The 19,224-nt window shown below is 65.2% G+C and carries 14 protein-coding genes; 7 read left to right on the top strand and 7 right to left on the bottom strand.

All coding sequences use genetic code 11. From position 1 onward, the window contains the following. Positions 1-3: 3 nt before the first annotated feature. Entirely contained in the window at positions 4-933 is a 930-nt protein-coding gene (locus tag JY500_RS19360) for a transporter (protein ID WP_206254242.1), read from the bottom strand. Positions 934-1,250: 317 nt separating this feature from the next. On the opposite strand from JY500_RS19360, the gene JY500_RS19365 reads away from it, so the two are divergent. Next, on the top strand, positions 1,251-2,909 hold the full coding sequence (locus tag JY500_RS19365) for a methyl-accepting chemotaxis protein (protein ID WP_172196625.1): 1,659 nt from the start codon (positions 1,251-1,253) through the stop codon (positions 2,907-2,909). Positions 2,910-3,066: 157 nt separating this feature from the next. Here the strand turns inward: JY500_RS19365 and JY500_RS19370 are convergent, their stop codons facing one another. Continuing rightward, positions 3,067-4,470 (bottom strand): heavy metal sensor histidine kinase, encoded by a 1,404-nt coding sequence (locus JY500_RS19370; RefSeq protein WP_206254243.1) that lies wholly within the window; start codon positions 4,468-4,470, stop codon positions 3,067-3,069. Further along, positions 4,467-5,147 (bottom strand): heavy metal response regulator transcription factor, encoded by a 681-nt coding sequence (locus tag JY500_RS19375; protein WP_172196621.1) that lies wholly within the window; start codon positions 5,145-5,147, stop codon positions 4,467-4,469. Before JY500_RS19375 ends, JY500_RS19370 begins: the two co-directional genes overlap by 4 nt. A 202-nt stretch (positions 5,148-5,349) precedes the next feature. Between JY500_RS19375 and JY500_RS19380 the strand changes: the two genes are divergently transcribed. From JY500_RS19380 to JY500_RS19395, 4 genes are read left to right on the top strand one after another with little or no spacing between them, the layout of a single operon-like run. Beyond that, positions 5,350-5,679: a copper-binding protein gene (locus tag JY500_RS19380; RefSeq protein WP_206254244.1), complete on the top strand. Its 330-nt coding sequence runs from the start codon at positions 5,350-5,352 to the stop codon at positions 5,677-5,679. A gap of 38 nt (positions 5,680-5,717) precedes the next feature. Further along, positions 5,718-6,986, top strand: a complete 1,269-nt coding sequence (locus JY500_RS19385) for a TolC family protein (protein ID WP_246479697.1) — start codon at positions 5,718-5,720, stop codon at positions 6,984-6,986. Beyond that, positions 6,983-8,551, top strand: coding sequence for an efflux RND transporter periplasmic adaptor subunit (locus JY500_RS19390; RefSeq protein ID WP_206254245.1), 1,569 nt, complete (start codon positions 6,983-6,985; stop codon positions 8,549-8,551). Before JY500_RS19385 ends, JY500_RS19390 begins: the two co-directional genes overlap by 4 nt. Position 8,552: 1 nt before the next feature. Then, positions 8,553-11,699: an efflux RND transporter permease subunit gene (locus tag JY500_RS19395; RefSeq protein ID WP_172196592.1), complete on the top strand. Its 3,147-nt coding sequence runs from the start codon at positions 8,553-8,555 to the stop codon at positions 11,697-11,699. A gap of 143 nt (positions 11,700-11,842) precedes the next feature. Here JY500_RS19395 and JY500_RS19400 read toward each other — a convergent pair whose 3' ends face one another. Both JY500_RS19400 and JY500_RS19405 read right to left on the bottom strand, forming a co-directional pair. Next, positions 11,843-12,304 carry a tetratricopeptide repeat protein gene (locus JY500_RS19400; RefSeq protein WP_206254246.1) on the bottom strand — a complete coding sequence of 154 codons (462 nt, stop codon included), beginning with the start codon at positions 12,302-12,304 and terminating at the stop codon, positions 11,843-11,845. 80 nt (positions 12,305-12,384) lie between these two features. Then, positions 12,385-13,563: an ROK family transcriptional regulator gene (locus JY500_RS19405; protein ID WP_206254247.1), complete on the bottom strand. Its 1,179-nt coding sequence runs from the start codon at positions 13,561-13,563 to the stop codon at positions 12,385-12,387. A 372-nt stretch (positions 13,564-13,935) separates the two neighbouring features. Between JY500_RS19405 and JY500_RS19410 the strand changes: the two genes are divergently transcribed. Both JY500_RS19410 and JY500_RS19415 read left to right on the top strand, forming a co-directional pair. Continuing rightward, a complete protein-coding gene (locus tag JY500_RS19410) occupies positions 13,936-15,849 on the top strand; it encodes a B12-binding domain-containing radical SAM protein (protein ID WP_206254248.1) in 1,914 nt (637 codons plus the stop codon). 181 nt (positions 15,850-16,030) lie between these two features. After that, positions 16,031-17,086 (top strand): porin, encoded by a 1,056-nt coding sequence (locus JY500_RS19415; protein WP_206254249.1) that lies wholly within the window; start codon positions 16,031-16,033, stop codon positions 17,084-17,086. Between the two features lie 99 nt (positions 17,087-17,185). Here the strand turns inward: JY500_RS19415 and JY500_RS19420 are convergent, their stop codons facing one another. Together JY500_RS19420 and JY500_RS19425 are read right to left on the bottom strand one after the other, a co-directional pair. Next, the gene (locus JY500_RS19420) at positions 17,186-18,124 is read right to left on the bottom strand and encodes a CysB family HTH-type transcriptional regulator (protein ID WP_172196582.1); all 939 of its coding nucleotides are present in this window, start codon (positions 18,122-18,124) and stop codon (positions 17,186-17,188) included. Then, complete coding sequence (locus tag JY500_RS19425) at positions 18,121-19,224, bottom strand: sulfate/molybdate ABC transporter ATP-binding protein (protein ID WP_206254250.1); 1,104 nt, start codon at positions 19,222-19,224, stop codon at positions 18,121-18,123. The genes JY500_RS19420 and JY500_RS19425 overlap by 4 nt, the downstream gene beginning before the upstream one ends.

A 19,224-nucleotide genomic window follows, 5' to 3' on the forward strand; every position in this document is an offset into this window, starting at 1 on the left:
CGATCAGAGCCCGGCGCCCCAGCGCGTTTGCAGTGCAAGCGCCATCAGGCTCATGTTGTTGCCGGTGCGGGCATAGACACCGTTGCTGGCGGTGAATTTGACTGACTGATACCGGTTCAGCGGCATCGCCACCGTTGCGCCGAGCCGCCAATTCTCCTGCAGGTCGTTGCCGGCCTTGCCGTCGATATGGGTGCGACCACCCTGATAGTAGTTCGCGCTCAGCGATACCCACGCACCCGGCGCAAACGTGTAAACACCATGCACCTGCGTCGAATAGAGCGGGTCCTGCTTGCGCTCGGAACCGCCGAAGAAGTCTTCGTTGGTGGTGTAGAACGTCACCGCGGTAGCCAGCTCAAGCGAGTACGGCCCCAAGGCCTTGGAGAGGCCGAACTCCGGCTTGATCGCCCAGCGGTTGCTACCCAGATTGACCGCCTTGCGGTCGTCATAGGCGCCGGTCGGGGCCACGACTTCGAGGCTCACGCCCACCACCAGGTCCGGTGTGTAATGGCTGAATTCCGGCACCGTCAGCGCCGGCGCCCCGAGCATGTTGTAGGACACCCGCAGCACCGAGTCGCCTAGCCCCTGCTGCTCGCGTGTCACCACGCGACCCGCATAGTCGGCCGTACCGGACAGCGCGGCATAGGGCAGCACCAGGTCCACCCTGCCCGTCTGCCCGCCCAGCTCGAACACGCGGGCATAGCCAGCGAAACCGGCCCACACGCGCAGATCTGGATTTTTGACAGGCAAGGCCGGATCAAACGCCACGCCGCCCGTAGAACGGGCAATGCCGGCGATGGCGAAGTTCATGCCCACCGGCGCGTTCGAGTAATTGCGCGGCTCGATCGACTGCGCAAAAGCGCCTTCCGCCGTAAGGCCAAGGCCCAGCAGCGCAAGGTATCCGATGCGCCGCGATGCGTTCGATACGGTGCCCAATTGCGTAGCCCTTTTTGCCCAGCATTCACTGGCAAGGCCTTTGCCGGCAATCCGCGCAAAGGTCCGTTGACGCCGCAGCGCTTGCCCGCAGAATCGGCGCAAAGCCCGGCCCGCTCATTATCACGCACCCAAGGGCGCAAGAGAGCAATCCCGGTCATGGAATGCCCAAGTCAGGCGATCCTAGTATCTGCCTTGAACACGCAACGACGACGCGGCGCAGCCTTCGATCCAGAGCAGCAAGGCCATCGACCACGACGCGAGGATAGACAAGGCGTGTGACAACTCGACCCAGTGGGCCAACGAATAAGGAGAACAACATGCGGCTGCCCGCCATGCGCTTGCGTGCAAAACTGACTGCGGCCTTTGCCGCCCTGCTGCTTGCGGTCGTCGTACTGGGCGTTTTTGCGAGCCGGCAGATCGCGGCGGTGAACGCCGTGTCGGCCGAACTGGCCAGCGTATGGTTACCCGGGGTGCAGGTCGTCGCGGCGCTGAGCGGCGAAAAGGCGGACTTCCGCACCGCCGAGTTGCAGTTCGTGCTGTCGGTCGACCCGAACGACCGCAAGCGTTACGCCAAGATCCTCGTGGATGCCGACAAACACCTCGGCGAACGCGTTGCAACGCTCAGCCAGATCACGCGCAACGCGGCACAACGCGAAGCGCTGGATGCGTTCTCCAAGCACTGGGCCGCTTACAAGATCGAGCATGACAAAGCGATCCTGCTTGCCCAGCAGGATGACCCGGAAACCGCGCGCGACCTGCTGCGCGGCACGGCCCAAACCGAATACGAACAGGCCGACGCGGCATTGCGCAAGGTGGTCAGCCTCGCAGAACAAGGTGCTGCCGCCGCCAGCGCGGATGCCGACCGCGTCACGCGGCGTGCCTCGGTGTTGATTGGTGTCGTCGCACTGATCGCCGCATCGGCCGGCATCGCGCTGGCCTTATTCATGGCCAACCGCATTGCAGTGCCACTGCGCTCAGCGATCGCGCTCGCAGAGAAGGTCTCCGGCGGCGACCTCGCCGAGCCGATCCGCGCACATGGCAACGACGAAATCGGCGAACTGCTGACGGCGCTCGAACGCATGCGCAGCAACCTCGCACAGACGGTTTCCTGCGTGCGCGACAGCGCCGGGCAGGTCGCCCTCGCATCAAGCGGGCTTTCCGCCAACACGCAGAGCGTTGCCGACGCGTCGGTGCGCCAGAACAGCATGGCCAGCGCGGCGAGCGACGGCCTCAAACACTTCATCGATTCGCTCGCCGAGATGGTGCGCTCGGCCGAGTCTGTGAGCGACATTTCCGACGCCGCACTGACCAAGACGCGCGACGGCAGCGAGCAGGTCGCCGCATTGGTGGCGGAAGTCTCAGAAGCCGACGAGGCGATGAACGCAATCGCCACCTCGGTGCGCGCCTTCGTATCCAGCACGCAGACGATCAGCTCGATGACCGCAACGGTGCGCGAGCTCGCCGACCAGACCAACCTGCTTGCGCTCAACGCGGCCATCGAGGCCGCACGCGCCGGCGAACAGGGGCGCGGTTTCGCGGTGGTCGCGGACGAGGTGCGCAAGCTCGCCGAGAAGTCGCGCCAGTCCGCGGCGTCGATCGACGAGATGACGCAATCGCTCAGCGCCCAATCGGGCATGGTCGAATCGTCGGTTGCGCGCGGTTTGTCGGCGCTGTCGAGCAGCCACGCCTATGTCGACGGTGTCAAACACATGCTCACCGATGCTGCATCGTCGGTGGAAGATGCCGCCTCGGGTGTCAGCCGCATCCGGCAGATCGCCGTCGCGCAGCGAAGCGCCTCGGAAGAAGTCGGCGCCCATGTGGCCGAGATTGCCGACATGGCCGCGCAGAACGACAGCACGGTGCGCGAGACGGCCGCCCAGGCGCAGGCACTGGAACAGCTATCACGCACGCTGGAAGATTCGGTTGGCCGCTTCGTGCTGGAGCCCGGCGCGAAGGCGGAACCGGCCTTCAGCTAAGGAAGGTCTGAATACGTGGCTGCGACGGCGCATCGCGGCGTTGTGGCGTGCTCGCTCCCGCGGCTATCCATTTGATATGTCTTGGTCGCTGTGTGCGCCACGCCTTGCGCTGCATCCGTCTCGCTCACTTCTTCAAACCTTCCCTGAGCCGCAGGATTCAGCCGCGCGGCGACTCGGCGGCGAGACCGCCAACCGGCACGCGGATGCAGAAGGTAGTCGTACCTTCGGAGGACACCACCGAGATCTCGCCACCGTGCGCGGCAACGATTGAACGGGTGATCGCGAGCCCAAGCCCCGCGCCGTCGCTCGAACGGGTGCGCGCGGGGTCGACGCGGTAGAAGCGGTCGAACAAGCGCGGCAGATGCACCTCGGAAATCGTCGCCCCCTGGTTCGACACCGCAACGCTTGCAACGCCCTCCGCGACCTCGATGCGGATCGCCACGGTGCTGTTGCCGTGAGCGTGACGCACCGCATTCGACAGCAGGTTCGCCAGCGCACGCCGCAGCATCAGATGGTCGGCACGCACGGTGGCGCTGCCGCTGCGCTGCAGACTCAAGCCCCGCTCGGATGCAACCGGCTCGAAGAACTCGATCAGCGCATCGACTTCGGCGTCCAGCGCGACGGCCTCCCACTGCGGCACGAGCAGGCCGTTATCGGCCTTCGCGAGGTAGAGCATGTCCGAGACCATGCGCGACAGGCGCTCGTATTCCTCAAGGTTGGAGAACAGCACCTCGCGATACTCGTCGGGCGAACGAACCCGTGACAGCGACACCTGCGTCTGCGTCGTCAGGTTGGAGATCGGCGTACGCAGTTCGTGCGCCAGATCCGACGAGAAATCGGACAGCCGCACGAACGCTTCCTGCAGGCGCTCGAGCATCGCATTGAACTGCTCGGCAAGATCGTGGAGCTCGCGCGGCACCCGTTCAAGCTTCAGGCGCTCGTTCAGATGTGAGGCGGAGATCTGGCTCGCCATGCGCGCGACATCCTGAATCGGTTGGAGCGAGCGGCGCGCGATCAGGCGGCTGAGCACCGCCACCGCGAGCACCGACAGGCCGATCACCCAGAACAGGCTGCGATGGAAAGCACGCAGGAACTGCTCGTGGTGCATCACGTCGACCGACAGCGTCACACGCATCGGCGGCTCGCCGGGGATCGCCGTGCTGGCGAGTGCCGAGAATCCGCGCATCTGCATGCCGTCCATCTGCCAGCCATGCAGTAGCGTCTTGCCCGCATCGATCGGAAATACCGGCATCTTGCCGTGGTGCATCGTCGAGAACACCTGCTCGCCGCTACCGCGCTGGATCGAGAGTTCAAGGCCATGGTGGCCGACCAGCGCGTCGGCCATGCGCTCAGCCAGTTTGTCGAGATCGGCCGGCGACTGGAGCCGCCCGAGGGCGTGACGGGTGAGGTCCAGCTTGCCCTGCATCAGATCGAGGTCCTGCTCCTCGAAATGACGCTCGACCGATTGTTCGATGAACCAGGCTGCGGTGCTGAACACAACCGCAGCGGCGAGCGAGAACAGCAGGGCCAGCCGGGCGGCCAGCGACGCGGGTCGCCTCATTGCGCCTCGCCCTCTTCCAGCACGTAGCCCATGCCGCGTACGGTGCGGATCAGTTTCGGCTCGAAACCATCGTCGATCTTTGCGCGCAAGCGGCGCACCGCCACCTCGATCACATTGGTGTCACTGTCGAAGTTCATGTCCCACACCTGCGAGGCGATCAGTGAGCGCGGCAGGATCTCGCCGCGGCGCCGCAGCAACAGCTCGAGCAACGCGAACTCCTTGGCGGTCAGGTCGATCCGCGTACCCGCGCGTGTCACACGCCGCCGGCGCAGGTCCAGCTCGAGGTCGGCAACCACCAGACTATCGGCCTCGCGCGCCTTGCCCCGCCGCAGCAGCGTGCGCACCCGCGCCAGCAACTCCGAAAAGGCGAAGGGTTTAACGAGGTAGTCGTCGGCGCCGCTCTCCAGCCCCTTGACGCGATCTTCGACCTCGTCGCGCGCCGTCAGGAACAGCACCGGCATGTCCTTGCCGGCGCGGCGGATCGCTTGCAGCACCGTCCAGCCATCCATCGCAGGCAGCATCACATCGAGGATCACGAGGTCGTAGTCCTCGTTGAGCGCCTGGTGCAGGCCATCGATGCCGTCGCGCGCCAGGTCCGTGACGAAGCCGGCTTCGGTGAGCCCCTGCTTCACATAGTCGCCCGCCTTCGCTTCGTCTTCGACAACCAGGATTTTCATGCGTCGGCCCCTCCACGGCCTTGGCGGCGATTCTGCCGGAACAGCGCCGCGGACGGCCCTTCCTTACAGGAATGTAATCCACCGGTCAGCATACCGACAGCCGCCAACGCCGATCATCGCCCTGCACAGTCGGGCGCAGTACCCCAACGATTGGGGCTGCGCAGACGCGATCAATTTCAATCGTTCCAACGAGGTCACCGCCATGAACACCCTTCTCCCCATCGCTGCACTGAGCATCGCCCTGCTGGCCGCCGCACCCGCCCAAGCCGCCGACCCTCATGCGGGCCATCATGCCGCGGCAACGAAGAATGCCGAGATGTCGCACGGCACGGTGAAGAAGGTGGATAAGGCAAAGGGCACGATCACGATCGCGCACGGCCCCTTGGTCAACCTTGGCATGGGTGCAATGACCATGAGCTTCAAGGCGAAGGACGCTGCCTGGCTCGACCAGGTCAAGGGCGGCGACGCAATCGATTTTGTTGCCGAGGACGTCGGTGGCGCGCTGACAATTACCCAACTGCAGCGTAAGTAAGCACACTGACAGCCGTCGCCCGCAAAACAGGAACGCCCATGTCCAAACGCATCTGCCTGGTGTTCAGCCTGGCCGCCGCGCTCGCGTGCGGCAACGCACTCGCCAACGAAGCCCGCGCGCCCGGCCGTTCGGTGGATGAACTGCTCGATCTGGCGCGCAGCACCAACCCGACGGTTCGTGCCGCGCAGCAGGAAGCCGCCGCGGCGCGCGAGCGGGTCCAGCCCGCCGGCGCCCTGCCAGACCCGATGCTGAAGATCGAGTTGATGGATGTGACCAACATGGGCACCACCAGCGTGCGGCTGTCCCCGGCGCAGGTCGGCAGTACGCAATACACCTTCAGCCAGCAACTGCCCTTCTGGGGCAAGCGCGACTTGCGCCGCGACGTCGCCGAATCCGGCGCACGGGTCGCCGAGTTCACCGCGGAGGACATGACGCAGGAGCTGCTCGCCCTGGTCAAACGCGGTTACGCACAGTACTGGCAGGTGACCCGCCTGCAGGAAGTGACGCAAGAGCTGGGCAGCCTGGGTGAAAAGATGGAGCAGGTCGCGCGCAGCCGCTATGCGTCCGGCCTGGTCGCGCAGCAGGACGTGATCCGCGCCCAGCTTGAACTCACCAGCCTCAAGCAGGAGCAGATCCAGCTCGACAATGAACGCCAGACGATGCGCGCGATGCTCAACGGCCTGCTCGCACGCGGCCCGCAGGCGCCGTTGGCCGAGCCGGAGCAATTGCGCAGCATCCCCAGCCCCGCCGCGCTGCAGATGGATGCGCTGGTCGATCGGCTGCGCGGCCGTAACCCGCAGCTGTCGGCCGAGCTGGCGAAAACGCTTGGCGCGGAAAAAAGCCGCGACCTCACCTATCGCAATCGCATGCCCGATCTGAACCTCGGCATCGTGCCGGTGCAGCGCGGCTCCAGCGTCAATGAGTGGCAACTGATGTTCGAAGTGAACCTGCCGTTGCAGTTCGACAGCCGCCGCAGCCAGGAACGTGAAGCCGAACGGATGCTCGACGCCGCCCGCGCGCGCGCTGAGTCGACCGCCAGCCGCTTGATCGGCGAGCTCGGTGGCAGCCTCGCTGCGCTCGATGCCTCACGGCGGATCGAGGCGATCACCGCCAGCACGCTGCTGCCGCAAACCGAAGCCACCTTTCAATCCGCGCTCGCCGGTTACGAGACCGGCCGCGTCGATTTCGCAACCCTGATCGATGCGCAGCGCGCAATCCGAAAAGCACGCCAGGACCTGATCAAGGCGCGTGCCGACCAGCAAGCCCGGCTGGCAGATATCGAACGACTGATCGGAGAACAACTGTGAACCGCGTACTCGCAATTGGCGCTGGGGTCGTCGCGCTCGCCGCAGCCGCCGGGCTGGGCTACAGCGTTGGCCACCAGCGCAGCGCCACGCCGAACGCCGCCGCGCCGGGCGCAAATGCAGCTGCGGGCACCGCACGGAAGATCCTCTACTACCGCAATCCGATGGGCTTGCCCGATACCTCACCCACACCGAAGAAGGACCCGATGGGGATGGATTACATCCCGGTCTATGAGGGCGGCGACGAAGGCGAGTCAGGCAGCGGCACCTTGCGCCTAAGCGTCGAGAAGATCCAGAAGCTCGGCGTTCGCACCGCCGAAGCGAAGACGCAGGCGCTCACCCGCAGCGTCCGTGCGCTGGGCCGCATCGAGGTGGACGAACGACGCGTCGCGACCGTATCGCCCAAGTTCGAGGGCTGGGTCGAGCGCCTGCATGTGAACGTCACCGGCCAGCTCGTGTCGCGCGGCCAGGCGCTGTTTGATGTCTACAGCCCCGATCTGGTTTCGGCGCAGCGCGAATACGCCATCGCCAGCAAGGGCAACGACGCGCTGAAGGATGCCGACGGCACGGCGCGAGAAGGCATGCGCGGCCTCGCGGAGGCGTCGCTCGCGCGGCTGCGTAACTGGGACATCTCCGAAGCGCAGATCAAGGAGCTCGCGCAGCAGGGCGGCACGCGGCGCACGCTGAGCTTCCGCTCACCGGTGAGTGGCATCGTGATGGAGAAGAAGGCGGTACAGGGCATGCGATTTGCCGCGGGCGATGCGCTGTACCAGATCGCCGACCTCTCGTCGGTATGGGTGATTGCCGACGTCAATGAGCAGGATGTCGGCCTCATCGCACCGGGCCAGAAAGCACGTATCACGATCAACGCATACCCGGGCAAGGTGTTCGAGGGCGCGATCACTTACGTCTACCCAACCCTCAACGCCGAGACCCGCACCGTGCCGGTCCGCGTCGAGCTGGCTAACCCGGGCGGCCTACTCAAGCCCGGCCTGTTCGCGTCACTTGAACTCAGCACCGCGCCGCGCAACCCGGCGGTGACGGTGCCGCTCTCGGCGGTGATCGACAGCGGTGCGCGCCAGATCGTGCTGGTGCAGGTTGCGGAAGGCCGTTTCGAGCCGCGTGTGGTGAAACTCGGCAGCCGCTCCGAGAGCGACGTCGAAGTGCTCGACGGCGTGAAGGCCGGTGAGCCGGTCGTGACGTCGGCCAACTTCCTCATCGATGCGGAGAGCAACCTGAAGGCCGCGGTCTCCAGCTTCGGAGCACAGCCCTCCGCCCCCAAGGCGAAGGACGCAGCCAGTGCGAGCGCGGTGCATCACGGCGAGGGCCGCATCGAGGCAATCGACGCCGCGAGCGGAAGTATCAGCCTCGCGCACCAACCGATTGCCAGCCTCAAATGGCCGGCGATGACGATGGACTTCGTGCTTGCGAATGCCTCGCTCAGCGAAGGGTTGAAGGTCGGCGCTGCGGTGCAGTTCGACTTCGTCGAGCGCCAGCCGGGCGAGTGGGTCGTCACCACGATCAAGCCGCTCAGCGCCGGCGACGCGGCTGCACACAAGGGCCACTGAGATGCTCAACGCGCTCATCGACTGGTCGGCCCGCAACCGTTTCCTGGTGCTGCTCGGCACGCTCTTCGTCGTGATCGCCGGGGTCTGGGCGGTGATGAAGACACCGCTCGACGCCCTGCCCGATCTGTCCGACGTGCAGGTGATCGTCTACACCGAATACCCCGGCCAGGCGCCGCAGGTGGTGGAAGATCAGGTCACCTATCCGCTCACGTCGGCGATGCTGTCGGTACCGAAGTCCAAGGTCGTAAGGGGCTTTTCCTTCTTCGGCGCGTCCTTCGTGTACGTGATCTTCGAGGACGGCACCGACATCTACTGGGCGCGCTCGCGGGTGCTCGAATACCTGAACGCCACTGCGGGGCGACTGCCAAGCGGCGTTGCGCCACAGCTCGGGCCAGATGCCACCGGCGTCGGCTGGGTCTATCAGTACGCGCTGCAGGCCAAAGACAAGTCGCTCGCCGATCTGCGCGCCACGCAGGACTGGTTCCTGCGCTACCAGTTGAGCAAGGCCCATGGTGTGGCCGAGGTCGCCTCGATCGGCGGCTTCGTGCGGCAGTATCAGGTCACGGTAGATCCGCTCAAGCTGCGCGCCTACGGCATACCGCTGAACAAGCTCGCGGACGTGATCCGCGCGTCGAATCGCGACGTCGGCGGGCGCGTGGTCGAAATGGCCGAGACTGAATACATGGTGCGCGGCCGCGGCTACCTGCGCAGCCCGAGCGACATCGAGAAACTGGTGCTCAAGGCCGAGGGCGGCACGCCGGTGCGCATCGGCGATGTGGCGCGGGTGGAGTTCGTGCCGGACGAACGGCGCGGCCTGACGGAACTCAACGGGGAAGGCGAAGTGGTCGCCGGCATCGTGATGGCGCGCTTCGGCCAGAATGCATTGGAGGTGATCGGCAACGTCAAGGCCAAGATCGCCGAGGTCGCTTCCGGTCTGCCGGATGGCGTATCGATCAAGGCGGTGTACGACCGCTCGGAGCTGATCGAACGCGCGATCGAAACGCTCAAGCGCACGCTGGTCGAAGAATCGATCATCGTCGCCGCGGTGTGCGTGATCTTCCTGATGCATGTGCGCAGCGCACTGGTGGCGATCGTGATGCTGCCCGTTGGTGTACTGATTGCCTTCATCGCGATGCACGCACTCGGCATGAACTCGAACATCATGAGCCTGGGCGGCATCGCGATCGCGATCGGCGCGATGGTGGACGCCGCCATCGTCATGATCGAGAACGCGCACAAGCACATCGAGCGACTCAAGCCCGACGAGTCACGCTTCGACGCGATGATCGCCGCCTGCAAGGAAGTTGGGCCCGCCCTGTTCTTCTCGCTGCTGATCATCACCGTGTCCTTCCTGCCGGTGTTCACGCTCGAATCGCAGGAGGGCCGCCTGTTCTCGCCGCTTGCCTACACGAAGACTTTCGCGATGGCCGGCGCGGCACTGCTGTCGGTAACCCTGGTGCCGGTGCTGATGATGCTGTTCATCCGCGGCCACATCATGCCGGAGGCAAGGAACCCGGTTAACCGCGCGCTAATCTGGCTCTACCGCCCGATCATCGCTGGCGTGATGCGCTGGAAGAAGACCACCATCGGCATCGCCCTCGTCGCGCTGTTGGTGAGCGTATGGCCGGCATCGAAACTCGGTTCCGAGTTCATGCCCACGCTCAACGAAGGCACGCTGTTCTACATGCCGACCTCGTTGCCGGCAATGTCGATCACCAAAGCCGCCGAGCTGCTGCAAACGCAAAACCGCATCATCAAGAGCTTCCCGGAAGTCGAATCGGTGTTCGGCAAGGCGGGCCGCGCCAACACCGCGACCGACCCGGCGCCAACCGAGATGTTCGAGACGGTGATCAACCTCAAGCCGGAATCCGAATGGCGGCCCGGCATGAACATCGACAAGCTGATCGCCGAGATGGACAAGGCGCTGCAATTCCCCGGCGTGTCGAACGCATGGACGATGCCGATCAAGGCGCGTATCGACATGCTCTCCACCGGTATCCGCACGCCGATCGGCATCAAGGTGTTCGGCAAGGATCTCGACGAGATGGAGCGCCTCGCGAAGCAGATCGAGGCGGTCGTCAAACAGGTGCCGGGTACCACCAGCGCCTTTGCCGAGCGCATCACCGGTGGCTTTTATCTCGATATCGACCCGGACCGCGATGCGCTGGCGCGCTACGGCCTCGGTGTGGGCGATCTGCTCGACGTGGTATCCACCGCGTTGGGGGGTGAGATGGTGACGACCACCGTCGAAGGGCGTGAGCGTTTCGGCGTAACGGTGCGCTACCCGCGCGAGCTGCGCGACGACCCGCAGAAGATCGCGAGCCAGGTGCTGATACCGACCATGGGCCGTGCGATGGTGCCGTTGGGCGAAGTGGCGAAGGTGTCGATCGTCAAGGGCGCGCCCAGCATCCGCACCGAGAACGCGCTGCTCTCCGCCTACATCTACGTCGACATCCGCGATCGAGATATCGGCTCGTATGTGAAGGATGCGCAGAAAGCAGTCAGCGAGCAGGTGAAGTTCCCGCCCGGCTACTACGCGAGCTGGAGCGGCCAGTTCGAATCGATGCAGCGCGCGATCGAGAAGATGAAGATCGTGCTGCCGCTGACGCTGCTGATCATCTTCCTGCTGCTGTACCTGAACTTCAAACGGCTTACCGAAACGCTGATCGTGATGCTGTCGGTGCCCTTCGCACTGATCGGCGGTGTGTGGCTGATGTGGGCGCTCGGCTACAACCTGTCGGTCGCGGTCGCGGTGGGCTTCATAGCGCTCGGCGGCGTCGCGGCGGAAACCGGTGTCGTGATGCTGATCTACCTCGACCACGCATGGCGCGAGATCAGTGCGCGCCGCGCAGCCGAAGGCCGCACACCGTCGGCCGAGGATCTCTACGCGGCGGTGATGGAAGGTGCGGTCGAGCGCGTGCGGCCGAAGATGATGACGGTTGTCGCGATCATGGCCGGCCTGCTGCCGATCATGTGGAGCCACGGCACCGGGTCAGAGGTGATGAGCCGCATCGCCGCGCCGATGGTAGGCGGCATGATCTCCTCCACCGTGCTGACGCTGGCGGTGATCCCCGCGATCTATGCGCTGGTGATGAGCCGCCGGCTGCGGCGGAGCACGGCATCGATCCCGGCGACGAGTGCATCATGAGTGCCCCGCAAGCAGCTTCCCGCTTGCGGCAGATGCTGCTCCGCCTGCGTAACGGCTTTCGCTGCTGGTGCCGCGCCAACCGGCGCGCGCATCAGGCCGCCCGTGTCACCTGCTGCAACGGGCGGCACCTGCCCTGAATCGCCCTACGGGTGCTTGGCGCGGTAGTCGGCGATGGCGGCCTTGAGGTCGTCGTATTCCTCACACGGCAGCCAGCACAGCTTGTCCAGCGCGGCGAGGTGTTGTTCGGCATGCGCCAGATCGCCGGCCATCAGATAGGCCTCGCCGATGTATTCGTGCGCGCCGCGATGCTTCGGATCGATCGCGAGCGCCTGCTCGTAGTAGCGGAACGCATTGTCGAGCTTGCCCTGCTTGCGGCTCGCGTATCCGAGCAGGTTGAAGCCATCTGCGCTGCGCGGATGGCTCGCGACATAGGGCATCAGGATGCCGATTGCGCCCTGCCAATCCGACTTGTTGATCGCGGCCTGCGCGGCGACGATCTCGGGTTCCTCGGTCACCGTGGTGCCACCACCACCGCCGCCGCCCGAGGCCTGAGCACCGCCAGCCAGCAGGCAGGCAGCAAGGAGAAATACGCGGATCTTGCTCATGGCGGCCTCCATTCCGGCGCTGAGGGAAAGTACCCCCAGACGTCGTTATAGCGGCCGCAAGCTCGTCGCGCGACCTGCGTTCAGAGCGGCCGGACGAGCTTGTGCAGCACCATGCCGGCAGCACCGGCGGCGACCGCACGTGCGCCATAGCGCGACACGCGGACTTCCGGCGGCGGCAGGCCGGCATCGCGCGCATAGCGACCGAGCGTTTCGCGCGCGGCGTCGAGCAACGGGGCACCGAGCTCGCAGGTCGGCCCACCGAGCACGAAGCGGCCCGGATCGAAGGCGGTCCACAGGTTCTGCATCAACACGCCAAGGTAGTGACCCGCACGCTGCACCGCGCTGATCGTGAGCGGATCACCCGCGCTGGCACGTGCCACCAGCGTGCCGGCCGAGGCTTGCACGTCGCCATCGCCGGCGGATTGCTGCGCGATCGCGCGCAGCCCGATGTAGGCTTCCGCGCAGCCTTCGCGCCCGCAGGAGCAGCGCGGCCCGGCGACCTGCAGTATCGAATGGCCGACTTCGCCGGCAAACCCCGCCGAGCCCAGAAACAAGCGGTCGTTTACGACCACGCCGGCACCCACACCGATGCCAAGGCTCAGATACACCAGCGGCTCGGGCACCGGCGCCTCGCCGAATTCGAATTCACCCAGCGCCGCGACGTCCGCCTCGTTCTGCAGGTAGAGCGGCAGATCGCCCAGACCCGCGTTCGTGAGTGCGCTGCGCAGCGGCGTGGCCACGTCGATATCGCGCCAGCCCAGGTTGGGCGCCACTTTCAGGATGCCCGCCGACTCATCCACCGCGCCGGGCAGCCCGACACCGGCGCCGAGCACCTGCCGACCTGCGGCTCTGACGCTGACGATGCCATCGATCAGCAGGCTCGCGAGTCGCTGCAGCACCCCTTCGGCATCCACGCTGAGGAAGTCTTCATCGGCCTGCCACACGATCTCGCCGGTCAGCGACGTGGCGACAACATGAATGCGATCCACGCCGAGCTCGGCGCCGACCATCGCGAGCCGGTGCGGGTCGATCGACAGCGGCGTCGGCCGACGCCCAAGCGCGCCAGTGATCTGGATTTCATGTTCGACGAGCCAACCTTCGTCGATCAGTTCCTGCGCCAGCAGGCTCACCGTCGATTTGGTGAGTCCGGTTTCCTTTGCCAGATCGGCGCGCGATTGCCCCGCCTGCTGTCGCACCCGCCGCACGATGGCCATGCGGTTGATCTGCTTGAGCAGGGTCTGGTCTCCAGTGATGGGCATGCGCATTCCTATCGCGGCAAATTACGGGTATCGAGCGTGCTCGGCGCATCAGCGGCACATCGCGCCGGGTGCCCATATTCTACTCATGGGCGGGCACGCGCCAAACAATGCAACTATCATTCTTGATGCCGGACAGCCAATATTTTCGGGCCGACCAACGAATTTTGGCGACTATAACCTTCTTGGCAAATTCGCGCTTTGCTGAGATTGCTGAGCGGGAAAAATGCCCATGTACCGCCCCGCCCACGACAGGCCTTGGGCGGCAAGCTAAAATTCACGCATTGAGCGGCTTGAGCGCCGCCATCCGCCCCCGCAAAACCGGGGACTCGCCGGACGCCGGCCCACCCCCAGCATCACAGCCGACCCGCGACCATGCCTGAATCATCCTTGCGCGTGTTGTCCGTCATCCCGCCGATGACGCAACTGAATACGCCCTACCCCTCCACCGCCTACCTTACCGGCTTCCTGCGTTCGCGAGGGGTGGATGCGGTGCAGGAGGATCTCGCGCTGGCGCTGGTGCTCAAGCTCTTCTCGCCAGAGGGGCTGGCCGCGATCCGCGAGGCCATCGAAGCGCTGCCTGCGCGCAAGCACACGCGCCAGGTCGCGAGCTTCCTTGCCCAGTACCCGCGCTATGCCGCAACGATTGCGCCGGTGGTGGCCTTCCTGCAGGGGCGCGACACCACCCTCGCGCATCGCATCGGCGGCCGCGACTTCCTGCCCGAGGGGGCACGCTTCGAATCGCTGGACGTGTATATCGACCCGGATGGTGGCGACCCGCTCGCGTGGGCCTTCGGCGCGCTGGGCATGCAGGACCGCGCACGCCATCTCGCCACGCTGTACCTGAACGACCTCGCCGACGTGCTGCGCGACGCGGTCGACCCGCGTTTCGAATTCGTGCGCTACGCCGAATCGCTGGCGCAAAGCCAGCCGACCTTCGAGCCGCTGGCGCGCGCGCTTGCCGCCCCGCCGACGCTGGTCGACACGCGACTCGCGGCGCTCACGCGCGAGGCCATCGCGAAACACACACCACGCATCGTCTTGCTGTCAGTGCCCTTCCCCGGTTCGGTGTACGGTGCGTTCCGCATCGCGCAGACGATCAAGTCGATCGACCCCAGCATCGTCACCGTGCTGGGTGGTGGCTTCGCGAACACCGAACTGCGCGAACTCTCCGAGCCGCGGGTCTTCGACTATTTCGACTACGTCACGCTGGATGCCGGCGAACGCCCGCTGCTTGCGCTGATCGAGCATCTCGACGGCAAACGTTCGCAACAGCGGCTGGTGCGTACCTTCCTTCGCGACGCGGACACCGGCGCCGTGCGCTACGTGAACTTCGTCGAGCCGGACATCGCGTTCGCCGAAGTCGGCACGCCAACCTGGGACGGCCTGCCGCTGGACCGCTACCTCTCGGTGCTGGACATGCTCAACCCGATGCACCGCTTGTGGTCGGACGGGCGCTGGAACAAGCTCACCGTGGCGCATGGCTGCTACTGGAAGAAGTGCAGCTTCTGCGACGTGAGTCTCGACTACATCTCGCGTTACGACGGCGCATCGGCTGCCACGCTGGTGGATCGCATCGATGCGATCGTGGCCGAAACAGGCCAGAGCGGCTTCCACTTCGTCGACGAAGCCGCGCCGCCGAAATCCCTGAAGGCGCTCGCGCAGGAGCTGGTGAGCCGCAATCGCGCGATCTCGTGGTGGGGCAACATCCGCTTCGAAAAATCGTTCACGCCCGAGCTGTGCCGACTGCTCGCGCAGAGCGGCTGCATCGCGGTATCCGGCGGGCTCGAAGTGGCCTCGGACCGGCTGCTGAATCTGATGAAGAAGGGCGTGTCGGTGGATCAGGTGGCGCGCGTGACCCACGCCTTCACCGACGCCGGCATCCTGGTACACGCCTATCTGATGTACGGCTTCCCGACGCAGACCGTACAGGACACCGTCGATGCGCTCGAATACGTGCGCCAGCTGTTCGAGGCCGGCTGCATCCAGTCCGGCTTCTTCCACCGCTTTTCGTGCACCGTGCATTCGCCGGTCGGCAAGAACCCGGAGGAGTATGGCGTCACGCTGCAGCCGCTGCCGCCAGTGAGCTTTGCGAAGAACGACATCGGCTTCGTCGACCCAACCGGTGTCGATCACGACACGCTGGGCGTCGCCTTGAACAAGGCGCTGTACAACTACATGCACGGCATCGGGCTGGAAGAGGATGTGCGCAGCTGGTTCCAGACGCGCGTACCGCGCACCCGCGTGCCACGTCACTTCATCGAGCAAGCCCTACGCTCACGACAGTGATGCCCGCCCTGCGCGCGTTGCGCGTAAGAACCATATTCCCTTTGTAAGAAAATTCTTAGCAGAATCACTTCGTTCGCGTCTGGCGAGCGACTCTCTAATGTTGAGGCCGTGACCACCATCGGTCGCGCCGCCTCGCGCTGGTTGCGGGGCGGCCCAACGACATCCTGAGAGAGGTTCCGCCTTGAAGCTCCACCCAACGATCGCGGCGCTTGCCGCAGCGCTGTCCGCCGCGCCCGCACTGGCCGTCGATTCCAGCGTCACGCTCTACGGCCTGATCGATGCCGGTTATGCCTACCGTTCCGATAACTACGACGCCACCAAAGGCAGCCGCCAGGGGTTCGATGGCGGTATCGCGAACGGCTCGCGCCTTGGCTTCCGCGGCGTCGAGGAAATCACGCCCGGCCTCAAGGGCAAGTTCGTCATCGAAGCCGGCATCAACGTCGACACCGGCACGGCTGCACAGTCCGGCCTGACCTGGGGCCGCCAGGCATGGGTCGGCCTCGACTTCGGCGCCGCCGAGGCACGCTTCGGCCGCCAATACACGCCGCAATACCTGATCTACAGCGAAATCGATCCGTTCAACCACGGCACGGTATCGAAGGCGAGCAACATCTTCACCCACATCATCTCGCGCGCCGACAACGCGGCCTACGTGACGACGCCCTTCTTCGGCGACGTGTTCTCGGTGGATGCGGAATACGCCTTCAACCGCAGCGGTGACGAAGCGGTGGCCAACGCGAAGGACAAGCGCTTCTATGCGATTGGGCCGAAACTGCAGTTCGGCAAGACGGTGAAGATCCTCGCGAACTATTCCGAGACCAAGGAAAAGGGCCAGTCGAACGCCGACTCCGTGCTGGACATCGGCGCGGTGCTCGACTTCAACGTCGTGAAACTCACCGGCGCCTACGCGCTGCCGAAGTTCGAAACCACGCCGGTCAAGGGTGAAGCGAAGAAGTACAACCGCTTCCTGGTCGGTGCGACGCTGCCGCTTGGCAACTGGTCCCTGCTCGCCTCCTACGCCTACTCGAAGGACAAGAACGATCTCGACGAGAAGGCAGTGCAGTACGGCATCGGCGGCAGCTACGCGTTCTCGAAACGCACCGACACCTACTTCGGCTATTCGCGCATCGATGCCAACGACTCGCTGAAGGGCAAGGGCTACAGCGTCGCCGACTCGTCGAACGCCGGCAACGACTATCGCACCGGCTTCAACGTCGGCATCCGCCACAAGTTCTGACAGACACTGGTCCCGAAATCCCCATTGAAAAGGGCGCCGCAAGGCGCCCTCTTTTTATGCCGGAATCGATGTCCGGCTCGCTCACCTCAAACGGCCGGCTCAATCATCCGCATCGCGCGCGGGGTTGATCGCCGGGCGCACATGCGCTTCGGTGAGGCGCGGCGAGCAGGCCTCGATGAACTGGTAGGCGTAGCCACGCAGATAGTGGCCCTGGCGCACCGCGATGCGGGTGACGTTCTCCTCGAAGAGATCGAAGGAATCGAGTTGCAACAGCCCGCGGTCGCGCTCCGGGTTGAACGCAACGGACGCCACGATGCCGATGCCGAGCCCCAGTTCAACGTAGGTCTTGATCACGTCCGAATCGAGCGCCGACATCACGATGTCGGGCGCGAGCCCCTGCGCGGCGAAGGTCTGGTCGATGCGCGCGCGGCCGGTGTAGCCCTCGTGGTAGGTGATGATCGGGTACTCGGCCACCGCCTCGAGCGTGAGCGGATGCACATCCGCCAGCGGATGCCCTTCCTGCACGATCACCGCGTGATGCCAGCGGTGATAGTCGAAGGTCACGATGTCCGGGGCGCCGTCGAGCGCCTCGGTCGCGATGCCGATATCGGCATCGCCCGCTTGCAGCAGCGCCACGATTTCCGCCGGGCTGCCCTGGTGCAGTTCCAGATGCACTTTCGGAAAGGCCTGCTTGAAGCGCGTCACCACCGGCGGCAACACATAGCGCGCCTGGGTGTGCGTGGTCGCGATCACCAGCTTGCCTTCGTCGCGCTGGCTGAACTGCTGCGCCAGGCGCTTGATGTTGCGCGCATCGAGCAGCATCCGTTCAACGATCTCGACCAGCTCCTTGCCCGGCTCGGTCAGCCCCAGCAGGCGCTTGCCGCGGCGGATGAAGAGCTCGACGCCGAGTTCGTCTTCCAGATCCTTGATGTGTTTGCTGACGCCAGACTGCGAGGTGAACAACGCACTGGCCACCTCGGTCAGGTTGAAGTTCTGGCGCACCGCCTCGCGGATGATGCGAAGTTGCTGAAAGTTCATGATGCAGTTCCGGTAGCAAGTGCGCCCGCTGCGGGGCGCGAGAAGACAGCCAGCTGAGAGGGTACGACACGCACGCGGGATCCTTCGATCAGGCCCAGTTCGCGCACCCGTGTGCGCGAGAGTTCCACCTCGACCTGCTCCGGCACACCGGGCTGCGCTTCGCCCTGCAATTCGATCCGCGCGTTGGCGCCAAAGCCGAGGATGCGTGTGACGGTGGCACCGATGCCTTGCGTGTGCCCTTCCCCTACAAGAATATCGAGTTCATGCGGACGCGCGAAGGCAACGACCTCCTCGCCATGCGGCAGCTCGCTGCTGCCGTGCGGATGCGCATGGCCGCCCAACGAGACATGACTGCCGTCGACGCGGCCATGAAAGAGATTTACCGCACCGAGGAAGCCATACACGAACGGCGTCTTCGGCGCGTCGTAGACCTCATCCGGCGTGCCAACCTGCTCGACCTTGCCGTGATTCATCAGCACCACACGGTCGGCCACTTCCAGCGCCTCTTCCTGATCGTGCGTCACGAAGATGCTGGTGACGTGGATCTCGTCGTGCAGGCGGCGTAGCCAGCGGCGCAGCTCCTTGCGCACCTTGGCGTCGAGCGCGCCGAAGGGTTCGTCGAGCAGCAGCACGCGCGGCTCGACCGCCAGCGCACGGGCCAGCGCGATGCGCTGGCGCTGGCCGCCAGAGAGCTGCGACGGAAAGCGGTCGGCGAGCCAGTCGAGCTGCACGAGTTCGAGCAGCTGCTTGACCTTCTTCGCGATCACCGCTTCGCTCGGGCGCTCCTTGCGCGGCTTCACGCGCAGCCCGAAGGCCACGTTGTCGAACACCGTCATGTGGCGGAACAGCGCGTAGTGCTGGAACACGAAGCCGACATTGCGCTCGCGCACATGGGTGTCGGAAGCGTCTTCGCCTTCGAGCAGCACGCGGCCCGCGTCGGCCGATTCCAGCCCTGCGATCACGCGCAGCAGCGTGGTCTTGCCGCAACCGGAGGGGCCCAGCAGCGCGACCAGTTCGCCGGTCGGGAATTCAAGCGACACATCGTCGAGCGCAACGAAGTTGCCGAAGCGTTTCTGGATGCCTTCAACCTTGATGCTCAT

Origin of the sequence: Niveibacterium microcysteis (assembly GCF_017161445.1) — a bacterium.
Classification (GTDB): domain Bacteria; phylum Pseudomonadota; class Gammaproteobacteria; order Burkholderiales; family Rhodocyclaceae; genus Niveibacterium; species Niveibacterium microcysteis.

Coding starts and splice junctions, on each gene's coding strand:
- JY500_RS19365 (WP_172196625.1), top strand. CDS start 1,251: ATGCGGCTGCCCGCCATGCGCTTGCGTGCAAAACTGACTGCGGCCTTT.
- JY500_RS19370 (WP_206254243.1), bottom strand. CDS start 4,470: ATGAGGCGACCCGCGTCGCTGGCCGCCCGGCTGGCCCTGCTGTTCTCG.
- JY500_RS19375 (WP_172196621.1), bottom strand. CDS start 5,147: ATGAAAATCCTGGTTGTCGAAGACGAAGCGAAGGCGGGCGACTATGTG.
- JY500_RS19380 (WP_206254244.1), top strand. CDS start 5,350: ATGAACACCCTTCTCCCCATCGCTGCACTGAGCATCGCCCTGCTGGCC.
- JY500_RS19385 (WP_246479697.1), top strand. CDS start 5,718: ATGTCCAAACGCATCTGCCTGGTGTTCAGCCTGGCCGCCGCGCTCGCG.
- JY500_RS19395 (WP_172196592.1), top strand. CDS start 8,553: ATGCTCAACGCGCTCATCGACTGGTCGGCCCGCAACCGTTTCCTGGTG.
- JY500_RS19400 (WP_206254246.1), bottom strand. CDS start 12,304: ATGAGCAAGATCCGCGTATTTCTCCTTGCTGCCTGCCTGCTGGCTGGC.
- JY500_RS19405 (WP_206254247.1), bottom strand. CDS start 13,563: ATGCCCATCACTGGAGACCAGACCCTGCTCAAGCAGATCAACCGCATG.
- JY500_RS19410 (WP_206254248.1), top strand. CDS start 13,936: ATGCCTGAATCATCCTTGCGCGTGTTGTCCGTCATCCCGCCGATGACG.
- JY500_RS19420 (WP_172196582.1), bottom strand. CDS start 18,124: ATGAACTTTCAGCAACTTCGCATCATCCGCGAGGCGGTGCGCCAGAAC.
- JY500_RS19425 (WP_206254250.1), bottom strand. CDS start 19,224: ATGAGCATCAAGGTTGAAGGCATCCAGAAACGCTTCGGCAACTTCGTT.